8 protein-coding genes are annotated in these 12,964 nt (G+C 48.7%); all 8 read left to right on the plus strand.

The features are described from left to right. Positions 1-302: 302 nt before the first annotated feature. The 8 genes from ONB37_11845 (at position 303) to ONB37_11880 (ending at position 12,828) form a co-directional block, all read left to right on the plus strand. Positions 303-590 carry a hypothetical protein gene (locus ONB37_11845; GenBank protein ID MDZ7400850.1) on the plus strand — a complete coding sequence of 96 codons (288 nt, stop codon included), beginning with the start codon at positions 303-305 and terminating at the stop codon, positions 588-590. A 2-nt stretch (positions 591-592) separates the two neighbouring features. After that, positions 593-913: a type II toxin-antitoxin system MqsA family antitoxin gene (locus tag ONB37_11850; GenBank protein ID MDZ7400851.1), complete on the plus strand. Its 321-nt coding sequence runs from the start codon at positions 593-595 to the stop codon at positions 911-913. A gap of 673 nt (positions 914-1,586) precedes the next feature. Beyond that, entirely contained in the window at positions 1,587-3,740 is a 2,154-nt protein-coding gene (locus ONB37_11855; GenBank protein MDZ7400852.1) for a S46 family peptidase, read from the plus strand. Between the two features lie 213 nt (positions 3,741-3,953). Further along, on the plus strand, positions 3,954-5,999 hold the full coding sequence (locus ONB37_11860; protein ID MDZ7400853.1) for a S9 family peptidase: 2,046 nt from the start codon (positions 3,954-3,956) through the stop codon (positions 5,997-5,999). Positions 6,000-7,184: 1,185 nt separating this feature from the next. Then, positions 7,185-8,882, plus strand: a complete 1,698-nt coding sequence (locus ONB37_11865; GenBank protein ID MDZ7400854.1) for a type IX secretion system membrane protein PorP/SprF — start codon at positions 7,185-7,187, stop codon at positions 8,880-8,882. Between the two features lie 57 nt (positions 8,883-8,939). Then, entirely contained in the window at positions 8,940-9,854 is a 915-nt protein-coding gene (locus ONB37_11870) for a MotA/TolQ/ExbB proton channel family protein (protein MDZ7400855.1), read from the plus strand. Positions 9,855-10,064: 210 nt separating this feature from the next. Then, positions 10,065-11,444, plus strand: coding sequence for a VWA domain-containing protein (locus tag ONB37_11875; protein MDZ7400856.1), 1,380 nt, complete (start codon positions 10,065-10,067; stop codon positions 11,442-11,444). A gap of 88 nt (positions 11,445-11,532) precedes the next feature. Next, a complete protein-coding gene (locus tag ONB37_11880) occupies positions 11,533-12,828 on the plus strand; it encodes a VWA domain-containing protein (protein MDZ7400857.1) in 1,296 nt (431 codons plus the stop codon). Positions 12,829-12,964 lie beyond the last annotated feature (136 nt).

The following is a 12,964-nucleotide window of genomic DNA, read 5'->3' on the forward strand; positions in this document are numbered from 1 at the left end:
ACATCGTTTCCCCATTCATTCGCTTAGGTTGACGCTTATGGCCAACTGGCGGATCGAAATGACTGAGAGGTGAGTTTTCGTTCAGGCACTTGATAGCAAATACACAACCCATTCTGAACGCCGTTAGGGGTAAAATGTGATACAAATATAGAGTATGTTTGCCTGATTAACTTTTGCTTGACATTCTTTACTTTTTTTGTATATTTATAAAAGCTGAGCTTCAGATGCAGTAATACTGAGGGGTGCTTTAAATATGATAGTTGGCTATAACTATTACGTTTTAATTAAGCGAGCAAATAACATTGGAAGTACCGCTTATCATTATCAAACTTGTGGCTAAGAATAAATTTGGATTTTCTACCAAAGCGTTTAATCAGCTCTATACCGGACGATATGATCTGGAAGATTTGAAAAATTCCATACTTTATGGGAGACTCATAAAAAAAGAGCGAGATGAAACAGGATTGACCCATTATAAATATATCATTATCGGCCCGTCTAAAGCGGGGGAATTAATTTATTCCTGTGGCAAGATAATTCGTCGTGACGATATCGAATATTTTATCATTACCTTTCATGAGGTTCATTGAATATGAAGCAACAGAAGACATACAAATGTCCTTTTTGTGGACAGGGAAAAATGATTACCAAAATTATAGATCACGAAATCGTTGATGGTACTGGTAATACAGTGGTCATACCCAATATTGAAGTCGATATTTGTAATCATTGTGGTGAAAAATTTTTTGGATACGAAGCGGCATTAACGCTGGAACAGGTCAAGAAAAACGCCAATCAGGTTATATTGAATCTGAAACCAGAACTGTACCAACGAATCTCCAGCCTGGCTGAGAAGCATAAACGCAGTTTTAATGATGAAGTCAACTATCTTCTGGAATCAACGCTCTCATAAATTACAGGTTTTGTTTTGATACGTGACCGTCATCCAACAATTAGCCTTTGGCGCCAACCTAACAACCCCGAAGAGGTGAAATATTTATAGATAGTGCTGGAACGAAAACTATTAAATTTTTAGCATCCATGTCATTCCGAACGAAGTGAGGAATCTGGTTGCATTGAGATCATTTCATTTTCAGATTTCTCTCCGCCAACTGGCAATTGGCGTCGACCTAAGAGGGAAATGTCATTCTGAGCGACCGCAGGGAGCGAAGAATGCCTTGATTTATCGAAAATATGTGCGTTTCGCGAAAGGATTCTTCGTCGCTTCGCTCCTCAGAATGACATCGTTTCCCCATTCATTCGCTTAGGTTGACGCTTATGGCCAACTGGCGGATCGAAATGACTGAGAGGCGAGTTTTCGTTCAGGCACTTGATAGCAAATACACAACCCATTCTGAACCCCTTTAGGGGTGAAATGTGATCCAGATAATGATAAGATTGTGTAGATTTGTTGCAAAAATCCCGTTCAAACATGCCACTCCTACGGAGTTGAGAAGCTTAATCAAACATTTTTCTATAAACATTCTGCTCCTAACGGAGTTGAAAATCGTTGAGCCATGCTTAAGTTGACGCCAATGGCCCATTGGCGGGTAACGGTTACATTGGTCAGAAAAGAGGAGTTGCTAATGAACAAATTTTTCCCTTTCATTCTGTTGCTTTTTCTCATTTTCATCATTCCAGTCCATGCCGACGAAGGCATGTACCCCATCAGCGACATCCAGAAATTGGATTTGAAAGCCAAAGGATTGCAACTCGAGCCGCTGGACATTTTCAATCCCGATGGCATCAGTCTGGTGGATGCCATCTGCAAGGTGGATGGCGGCACTGGCTCGTTCGTCTCTCCCGACGGCCTGATTCTGACCAATCACCATATTGCATTTGGCGCGGTGCAGGCGGCCAGCACCCCGGAACACGATTATCTCAAAAATGGCTTTCTGGCGAAAAATAAAGCAGAGGAATATCCAGCTAAAGGCTTCACCGTGCGCATCACCGAATCGTATCAGGACGTATCGGACGAGGTGCTGAGCGCGGTCACCGACCAGATGGAGCTGGCTGAGCGCAGCAAAGCCATAGATAAGAAGATCAAGGAAATTGTCATCGAAGCGGAAGAGTCCAATCCTGGCAAACGGGCCGAAGTCGCTGAGATGTTCATCGGCAAGACCTATGTGCTGTTCATTTACACCTATTTGAGAGATATTCGGTTGGTCTATGCCCCGCCACGCGGCATCGGCAATTTCGGAGGCGAGGAGGATAATTGGACCTGGCCGCGTCACACCGGCGATTTCTCATTCATGCGGGCTTACGTGGCGCCAGATGGCACGCCTGCAGATTATTCGCCAGACAATGTACCCTATCGTCCCAAAAATTATTTAAAGATCGCGCCCCAGGGCGTTGATGAAGGCGATTTCGTGTTCATCCTGGGTTATCCGGGCCGAACCTATCGGCATCAGACTTCGTTTTATCTGGCCTATGAGCAGGAAGTCCGCATGCCCTACGTGGTGCAATGGTATCAATGGCAGATCGAGCTGATGCAACAGCTCAGTCGCGGCGATCGGGCGATTGCATTGAAGCACGATGGCCGCATCAAATCGCTGGCCAATGTTGAGAAGAATTATCGCGGCAAGTTGCTTGGCATGAGGCGGCTGAATCTGGTGGAGAAAAAGCGCGCCGAGGAGCGGGAACTGCAGCAATTCATCGAGGCCGATTCGACGCGAAGGGCAAAATATGGGAATCTGCTGAACGAGATCGAAGCCATCTATCAGCAGATGCGAAGTCAGGCTGAGCGAGATCTGGTATTGACCTATCTGCTGCGAAGCTCGACAGCATTGAACAATGCTTACACGGTTTACGAGGCGTCCATCGAGCGCCAAAAGAAGGACCTGGAGCGAGCCAGCTCCTATATGGATCGCAATTTTGATCGCACCAAAGAGCGGCTGTTTTTGAACCTCAGAGAATATTATGAGCCCAGCGACCGGGCGATTTTCAAAGCGATGCTGCTGCGGGCGGCCCAATTGCCAGCAGCGCAACAGATCCCAGCGATCAAGAAATTGTTCGGCACCAAGAATCCCGAGCAAGCGATCGATCGTTTTTTGGATAAAGCCTACCTGCAAACGGTGATGACCGATGAGAAAGCGCTGGCGGATTGTTTCAAACGGTCGCCGGATGAGATTAAAAAGATAGATGATCCGTTTATCAAGTTGGCGATGGACCTGTATCCTACATATAAACAGCGGGAGGAGCAGAACCGCAGCCGCCAGGGCGCTATCGACAAGCTGTACGCCCAACTGATCGATGTGAAGAAGGATTTTCTGGCCAAAGATTTCGTCCCGGATGCCAATGGCACCTTGCGGCTCACGTATGGTTACATTCGGGGCTATTCCCCGCGCGATGCCATCTATGCCGCCCCGATCACCACGGCGACTGGTATTCTGGAGAAGGCCACTGGCGAGGAGCCGTTCGATGCGCCGCAAAAATTGATCCATTTGATCAATGCACAAGATTTCGGCCGCTTTGCGCATCCGAAATTGAACAGCGTTCCTGTGGCCATTTTGTACAACATGGACACGACCGGCGGGAATTCTGGCAGTCCAGTTTTAAATGCTCGGGGTGAACTGGTAGGCCTCAATTTCGATCGAGCGTTCGAAGCGACCATCAATGACTATGCCTGGAGCGAAGCGTACAGCCGTTCCATTGCGGTGGACATCCGCTACGTGCTCTGGGTGACGGAGAAGGTAGCGGGAGCTGAGCACCTGCTACAAGAGATGCAGGTAGCGGATTGATGGAGCGAAGGATGATGCACTGGAGTTAAGCATTGGAGTTAAGCCGTAAGGCTTTTAGGAAGAACTATGAACCAAAATTTGAAGGAGCTTCACTGAAGTTAAGCCGTAAGGCTTTTAGACAGAAATATAAACTAAAATTTGAAGCAGTTTCACTGGAGTTAAGCCATAAGGCTTTTAGTCAAAAATATAAACCAAAATTTTAAGGAGTTTTCCATGCGTCGGTTTTTCTTTTCTGTACTCGTTGGAATATTTGTCACAACAACTCTGACTTGTTCGTTTGCTTCGGAAACGCATCCATTTTCGGTACACGACATGCTGGCGATGGATCGGATTTCAGAGCCCCAAGTGTCGCCCGATGGCAAATGGATCGCGTTCACGCTGCGCAAGACCGATCTGGATGCCAATCGGGGACGCACGGATGTTTGGCTGGTCGATGTTGAGGGCAAAAATTTGAAACAATTGACCTCGCATGCGGCTGGGGATTTCAATCCGCAATGGTCTTCCTGCGGGAAATATATCTGGTTTCTGTCGACCCGCTCCGGTTCATCCCAAGTATGGGGGATCGGTATTGATGGGGGGGAAGCGCGGCAGTTCACGGATTTGCCGCTGGATGTGAGCAATCTGAAGGTCTCGCCATACAGCAAGCACCTGGCATTCACCATGGAGGTGTTCGTGGGGCTATCTCCTTCGCAAACCAAAGCGCGATTGGATGAAATGGAAAATCGCAAGGCCAGCGGCCGTATTTACGATCGGCTGTTCGTTCGGCACTGGGACACCTGGAAGGATGGTCGGCGCTCGCATTGGTTTGTGATGCCCATCAGCGGCGGCGAGCCAGTCGATGTGATGGCCCAGATGGACGCGGATGCACCGTCCAAGCCGTTCGGCGGTATCGAAGAAATGGCGTTCACGCCCGATGGCAAGGGGATCGTATTTGCGGCCAAAGATGTGGGCAGGGAAGAGGCCTGGTCCACCGACTTCGATCTGTATTATGCGCCGCTGGATGGATCGCAGCCGCCGAAATGTTTGACCGAGGCCAATCTGGCCTGGGATACGCAGCCAGTCTTTTCGCCCGATGGCAAAACCATGGCCTATCTGGCCATGTCCCGTCCCGGTTATGAAGCCGATCGCTTTCGCATTGTGCTGTACAATTGGTCAGACGGCTCTACAAGGGTACTCACCGAAAGCTGGGATCGTTCGCCATCATCGATCTGTTGGTCCAGCGACGGCAAGACCATCTTCGCCACAGCGGATAATTTAGGACAGACCTCGCTGTTTGCCATCGATGTCAAAACTGGAGCGGTGAGGACCGTGGTGAGAGATGGCACGGTTGGCTCGCCCAGCGCGGCAGGGAAGCGGATCGTCTATGCGCTTGACCATCTGAAATCCCCAGTGGAGCTTTGGTCGGTCAATCCCGATGGCAGCGATGCGAAGCCGATTACTCGCATCAACGCCGAGAAACTGGCCAAAGCGCGCATGGGTGATTTCGAGCAATTCACTTTCAAAGGTTGGAACGATGAGACGGTCTATTGCTACGTAGTGAAGCCAGTCGATCTCGATCCCTCGAAGAAGTATCCGGTGGCGTTTTTGATCCATGGTGGCCCTCAAGGATCGTTCGGCAATCATTTTCATTATCGCTGGAATCCCCAGGCGTATGCTGGTGCCGGCTATGCCGCGGTAATGGTGGATTTTCACGGTTCCACAGGCTATGGTCAGGCGTTCACTGATGCGATCCGTGGCGACTGGGGGGGCAAGCCGCTGGTAGATTTGCAAAAAGGTCTGGCCGCAGCCCTGGCACGCTATCCCTGGATGGATGGCGATCGAGTCGGCGCTCTGGGCGCGTCGTTCGGCGGTTATATGATCAACTGGATCGCCGGCAACTGGAACGAGGCGTTTAAATGTCTGGTGAGCCACGACGGCAACCTGGATGAACGGATGGCCTATTTCGATACTGAGGAGCTTTGGTTCCCAGAATGGGATCATGAGGGCACGCCCTGGACCAATCCCGAAGGATATGAAAAGCATAATCCCATCAATTTTGTCAAGAATTGGAGGACGCCGATTTTGGTGATCCATGGCGCGCTGGATTTTCGCGTCGTGGAAACCCAGGGTATCTCAACATTCACTGCAGCCCAGCGATTGGGAATTCCCAGCAAGTTTCTGTATTTCCCGGATGAAAACCATTGGGTATTAAAGCCGCACAATTCGATTTTGTGGCACGAAACGGTCATTGGCTGGTTGGATCAATGGCTCAAACAATGATCGCTTCGGAGCACCATGATAATTTCTGGGATGGATTTTTGTAAGCGGGATGATTGTTTAGCTGGCGATTTTTTCAAGACGATCTATGGCAGTATGATTGCCAGCGAGATGATTCGAAGCTGATTAATTTTGCGGCAGGAACGGCGAAGAGCTTTCCTGCCGTTTTTTATTTTAAAATTGAGACTTCAACTTGTGAAAAAAATATCGAAAATCTTTATGTCAGTAATGGGAACGCTGGAGTTTTTTAATTTTGATAGATACCAGGTCAAAAGATGCCTGGTTTCGCAGGCATGACAGGTAATTTTGATGTGTTTGAGTTTTTCAGACCTCTATTAGAAAAACTAATAGAGCATTGTGCTATAAGATAAGGTCCATTGCTCTCTTTATTTTTGATGGCCGATTAATATAGCACGCAAATTGAACCTAAGGCTTTCAACCCCGCGGACTTGGAGTGGCGCTACTGTCGCCTGAAATTCCAAACTATAAAATGATCTACTCCCAATAATCCGGTCGTATCAATATCAGAATGAAGTACCCGAAAGGACGATTCGTCATGCCATTGGCGGACAGTTCTTCAAAATGACAACCTTTTCTCTCCTGCTCACCTGAAAAGTTAGTGGGATTCGCTGCGATGAATTCATTTTATGAAGCATTGGTTGTTGTGCTAAGAACGATCGATTGAGCCATTTCCAATTACCCCCTTTTCCAATTACCCGATTTTGTAATTCTACTTTCAAATTTGTGACCTGATAGGCAATTTACCACGGTATTTCCATGTTATCGCTTGCAGAACTTGGTATTATTTTCTTTCGGTAGCGGCGTTGCTAATTAATGGGATTTTTATGGCTTAATGAGGACTCAAAAAGTTATCAATTCATCATAATCTTGATCTGAGAGTCGCTGATGGCGATGTGGTATTGATCTTGCAAAGAATTGATTAGCAGCGGATCGAGATAAAAAGCCAACTTTCGATCGCGCGAATGACTGAGTTACAAAACGATTAGTTTAAAAAATAAGCTGAATTGTGGCCCTCTGAGGTTTTGACCAGCGGCTTCATTAACGTAGCACCATGGAAGGGGCATGGTCACGGGGGAAAGCAGGGCCGAAAGAAAGAACCTTGGCGTGGCGAAAGAAACGCAAAGGGGGCAACAAATTCGCCACGACCGTAATCCGAGAGAATGAACCATGAAAAACATTTTTTTCAAACGACCAGTATTTTATCTCCTGCTCTTCTATTATTTCATTGGGCTGGGAGTCCAGGGGGTTGAGGTCAGCCTGGCACAAGGGTTCAATATTTATCATCCAGCGGAGGTCATTCATCCTTGGGTATCGGAGATCAATCCTGCGGTGATTTCCGCTCAATTTACTCGAGTGGCCGTTGGGCTGAAGGTTTTTCATCTCGGTTTTCTGCCGGGACAAAGCCTTGCCATGCGAGAAAGCCGGATCAATGCCAGTTTTCCGTTCTATCTGCCGTTGGATCTAGGGACTGGCTGCGACTTGCGGTATTTTTCGGCGGGGATCTATTCTGAATTAACCGCTTCTCTAATGGTAAGTCGACGCATTCTCAGCAATCTCTCTTTGGGAATGAAGATAGGCGTGGGGCATTATGGATTTGCCAGAGAAGATTTTCATTTGGTGGACCTGAATGATCCACTCTTGGCAGGCGGTCTCGGGAAAACCAGCTTGAACCTTGGTTTCGGGCTGTTCTATAACCCGGGAAACTGGACAATGGGAATCGGTCTCGATCATTTGAATCGGCCTGATGTGGGTCGTCAGACCAGTGCGCCATTGCCCATGGAGATCAGTACCGCGGTGGGTTATCAGGTGGGGCGATTTATACCGAGCCTGCTGTTGCATCATGATGGCACCTATGTGCGCTATGGGGTTGCGATCGCTGCGCGGCAGGAACGGTTTGGGCAGGTCCGACTCTCCTTCGAAAGCACCATGCCGTTTAAAGTGGAGGCTCAGTTCCAATTGTCGCGCGACAATAGCTTGCACTATGGAGTAGACCTTCCGACCGATGAGCTCAGCAGTGTGTCGCTGGGATCGCATGAGATTGTGTTTACTCGGATCTTGGATCGAGGGCCAGACATCGGTCAACCGACAATGCGGCTTTCGACCGATTCCATGCGCATCCACGAAGAGACCGTCGTGCGCAGCATGTCCCCAGGGTTAACCTCCTGGCAGATCAGCTCTATCAGCGGCTTAGTGCCCGAGTTCTTGGATGTGAACGGTTCTGGTCAAAACATGCTGGTCATCCCCACTGGGCCTTTGAGCCGCTATGAAACCGATGCAATTCGGAAACAGCGCTATGCTCGACTGGGGCAAGAAATCAAACAGAAACTTCAGGAGCATCCTGAGGTGAGCTTGATCTTGCAAACCGATGATCAGTCACTGGGAGATGCCCGTTCTCTGAAACAATATCTTGTGCAAACCGGCATTTGCAAGGCAGAGGCGGTGGGAATCGCCCGGGTGAATTCATCAGGAAAACTGAAATTAGATGGATTTGAACCAGGGCAAATGACGCAGACGCGCAAAAAGGCGAAATGCTCCGATGAGAAATTGGTGATCAATTTAGAATTGCCCGGCAAAATCAAAAAAGTAAAAGAATGGAGCTTGTTCATCAAGAATCACAAGCAGGAGGTGGTGCGGACGATTAAGGGGATCGAACGATTGCCAGAGATGATCGAATGGGATTGGAAGGATGAATGGGGCGTTCTGGTCTCTCCCGGGCAATATAGCTGCCATCTGGTCGTGAAATCTTTGACAGGGCAGGAGCGGCTGGCTCAATCGATACCAATTCATGTATCACGGACCAGCCGTACCGTGTACCTCCGCTTCAGCCCAGAGAAATCAGTCCATGCGTCGAAATTGAATCCGTAAGATCGAACGAAGCTCTGAAAATGAGAATCAATGGAAAATGAATAGAGGAGAATAGCTGTGATTCATAAAAAAGAAATAGCAATAGGGGTAAAGGATTGGCGAAAGGCCGTCATCGCGGGGGTGATATTCATCGCAACAGGGATGCTTTGGTTGGATGTTTGGGCAGTTCCTCCGAGCCAGACACCGGCCCTGGCTTCGGCAGGTCAAATGGCCCAATCGGGATCGAGATTGGAGCGGCTGACAGCTTGGGATATCATCCAAATGAACGACTGGTTTTTATGGCCATTTGTGCTAATTACTGGAGCGGGTATCATGCTCAATGTTCATCGGGTGTTGTTTGAGTATCGCGATCGGACGCGGTCGCAGGCGCTGTTACATGGGAAAATTCAGGCCAATGGGATCCGCAATCTGGTGCAGATGGTGCGTTCCAGTCGGACTGGCAGCTCCAGCCGGGCGGCACGATTGTTCTATCAGATCATCGCCACATTTGATAAGACCAATCAGGCGCAGCCAATTAATGATGACATCAATCATTTTTTGTCCGCGGAGCGGGAGACGTTCGAGCGGTTCAGCCGAGTGAATGGCTTCCTATCAGAAGCCGCTGGGGCGCTCGGTCTGCTGGGCACGGTCTGGGGCATCTTTGTCACTTTTTACACGGCCAATTTCGATGGGCCATCGATTTTGCGAGGCATGAGCATCGCATTGGTGACGACGTTAACTGGATTGATTATCAGTCTGCTGCTCAATTTCAGCGGTACCTATTGTTATACCATGTTCAATCGGCAGATCAATTTGCTGATGAACAAGGCCGAAGAACTGCGGCAAGCTCTGCTTTATTTGGAAAAGAAGTCCAATGGCAATGGGACGCCAGCGCCGGTGAGAGAAGAGCCGGTCGGTTATCGTGTCCCAGAGCCAGATGCACCGCCAAAAAGGCCAGCCCAGGTTAGGCCGGCAATCGATTTCAGCTATTAATGAATGAGTGAAAAAGGAGGATCTGATGCTAGAATCAAAATGATGGGGGGTTCCGATGGCAAAAACGTGCTAGAACTCCTCAAATTAAGTATGCAATTTCAATGCGGAATGTGTGTTCCGAAACGGGGGTTAACAGGACATGACAGAATATTCAATTATAATCCACCAAGAATCTAAGGTTGAGATGAGCAGAAAAATCGGGTGGTCGATATGGATCGGGATAAAAAAAATATCGCAGCCGGGGGAGTCAAACGTGCGACGGGGGGAAGGAGTTATAGCTGGCGAGTTGGACCCTGGCTATCGGGTCGTATTCGATTCACCATTTTCATGGCGGTCTTGGCGCTGCTTTGCAGCCTCACTTCGGGGTCTGTTTCGGACTGCGCAGCCAGCCATTCTGGAGCGAGTAGCCAAGATAGTATTAGACTGGTTTATGATCAAATTAACGCTGGTAATTTTCCGCGGATTGTTTCCCTGGTTTCCGTGTTGAACAACGCCGGTCTGGTCATCGGCAAGCTCGATGAAAATAATTTCATCGTGCATGAGGATGGTGTCCGAGAGCTTCCCATCGAGGTGATCGAATTGCCGTATGCCAAGGATGGGATCAATGTGGTGTTGACCATTGACCGGAGCAGCAGCATGACTGGCAAGCCGCTGGCCGATGCCAAAGCGGCGGCCATCAAATTTGTTGATCTGATGCAGGGGAACGATCGATCGGCCGTGGTGAGCTTTTCCAAGACAGCCTGGACCGAGGTCGGTTTTACCAGCAATAAGGACTCACTTAAGGCGGCCATTTCAAGCCTTGTTCCGTTCAATTGGACCGCGGTTTATGATGCTGTGATCCATTCCGTGGAATTAATTACCGATGATTTGAAGAACCGGGCGATCATCCTCTTAACAGATGGAGGGGATAATTCCAGTGTTCATTCGTATCAAGAAGCGCTGAACGCTTGTTTGAACAATGAGATCCGGGTGTTTTGCATTGGCTTGGGCCTGCAGCCGAATAGCGATGCCGAGAACGTGTTAAAACATCTGGCAACAAATACGGGCGGTCTGTACTTTCGTAGCCCCACCTCGAGCGATTTGGAGGCGATTTATCAAGCTATTTCAAAATTGTTGCATCATCGGTATCAGGTGTCTTATACCACGCACAATCCGGCCAAGGATGGCACATGGCGACATGTGAAGATCACGGTTATGGTCAATACCAACACCAGTGCCGATACGGCGCGTTATTTGGCCCCCTATGAACCAGATCCAGTCGATCCCATTGACGATCCCGTGGACCCAATCGATACGGTGGTGGTTCGGCCGCCAGATCCGGTCTTTGAGGTAAAACCCAATCCATTCACTCCCAATGATGACGGTTATAACGATTATGTGGAGTTCAAAAACGGCGATGAGCCGCCGATGGAATGGAGCATCACTATTATGGATCGAAGTGGTCGATTGGTTCGGCAGCTTCTGCCAGGACAGAATGTCTGGGACGGTCGGGATAAGTCTGGTGCAATGATGCTGCCCGGAACTTATTTGTTCCTGGTTTCCAATAAAGATCAATTGATCCACCGCGGATTCATTCAATTGATTCGATAGAAAAGTGGAGTTCAAATTTGGGTAAACCAATTTTGAGAGAACAAATTGAATTTTAGAAAAAAGAAATTGATGCAAGCGGGGAATTAAGATGATTATTGAAACGAGACGATCTGGCCGTACGACGGTAAGGGCGGAAGTGACCGCAAGAGCTTTAAGCTTGATGATTAGATTGCTGCTATTTTTCACATGCTCGGTCATTTGGGCAAATCCCAAGTCACTGGGGGAGGCCGCTCAAGACAGCATGAAGCTGAATTACAACACGATTGACGCTCGGGGATTCCCGCGCATCGTTTCCATTGTTTCCATCATGAATCAATTCGGTTTTGTGGTGGGCAAGTTGGATGAGAACAATTTCATCGTTCATGAAGATGGAGTGCGAGAGCTTCCGATTGAGGTGGAACAGCTCTCTGGTGGGCAAATGGACATCAGCGTAGCGTTGGTGATCGATCGAAGCGGCAGTATGAGGGGAAAGCCGATTGAGGATGCGAAGAACGCCGCGTCGATCTTTGTGGGGCTGATGCAGCGGGAGGATCGGTCAGCGGTGGTAAGCTTTAACCACGAGCCACGAACCGACTGTCCATTCACCAAAAATATCGATTCGCTCAAGGCTGCCATTTCCAAAATTGAGTCGCTCGGCGGTACAGCGATCTTCGATGCCCTGATCCATGCGGTCTATTTGATGAATCCCAGCCTCAAGAATCGGGCGATCATTTTGTTGACCGATGGAGCGGACAAAGATAGCTATCACACTTTTCAACAAGCCCTAACGACACTGATCGCCAATGAAGTGCAGACTTTTACGATCGGTCTGGGATTGAATCAAAATAGCCCTGAGGAAAATGTGCTTAAAGAGCTGGCTTCGAGGACCGGTGGAATGTATTTCTACAGTCCCACCTCAGATGATCTGGAGGCGATCTATCGAGCGATCCACAAAATGCTGCATAGCCAGTATCGTATCACCTATACGACGCACAATCCCGCAAAAGACGGGACGTTGCGGCATGTGCAGATCGATGTGATCGTGCGTGGCAATACCAGTGCTGATACAGCCAGCTATCGCGCCCCCTATGAAGGCCGATTCGATCCAGTTGACACAGTTAAAGTTGATCATCCCAGCTTTGAAGTGGTTCCCAATCCGTTTACGCCTAACGATGATGGTTTTAATGATTATACCGAATTCAAACCAGGAGAAAGTGTTCCAGATCAGTGGACCATCACCATTTTGGATCGCAGCGGCCGGTTGATAAGACAACTAACCAATGGCGAGCGCGCCTGGAACGGTCGCGATGAGTCTGGGCAGCTTATGCTGCCAGGAACCTATCTGTATCTGGTGTTCGATCGGGACGCAGTGATCCACCGAGGCTTCATTCAGCTCATTCGATGAGCGATGGGAATAAGTGACGCAATTGATGCCTTGTATTGTAGTCTTTCATACGAAACGAATACAGGCGTCGACATCTTTAATTGTTGCGCGATGGATTGGTCAGATCATGAAATCCGATGGGTTTAAAAAATGAGGA

It is taken from the genome of candidate division KSB1 bacterium (assembly GCA_034506395.1).
Taxonomy (GTDB): Bacteria; Zhuqueibacterota; Zhuqueibacteria; order Thermofontimicrobiales; family Thermofontimicrobiaceae; genus Thermofontimicrobium.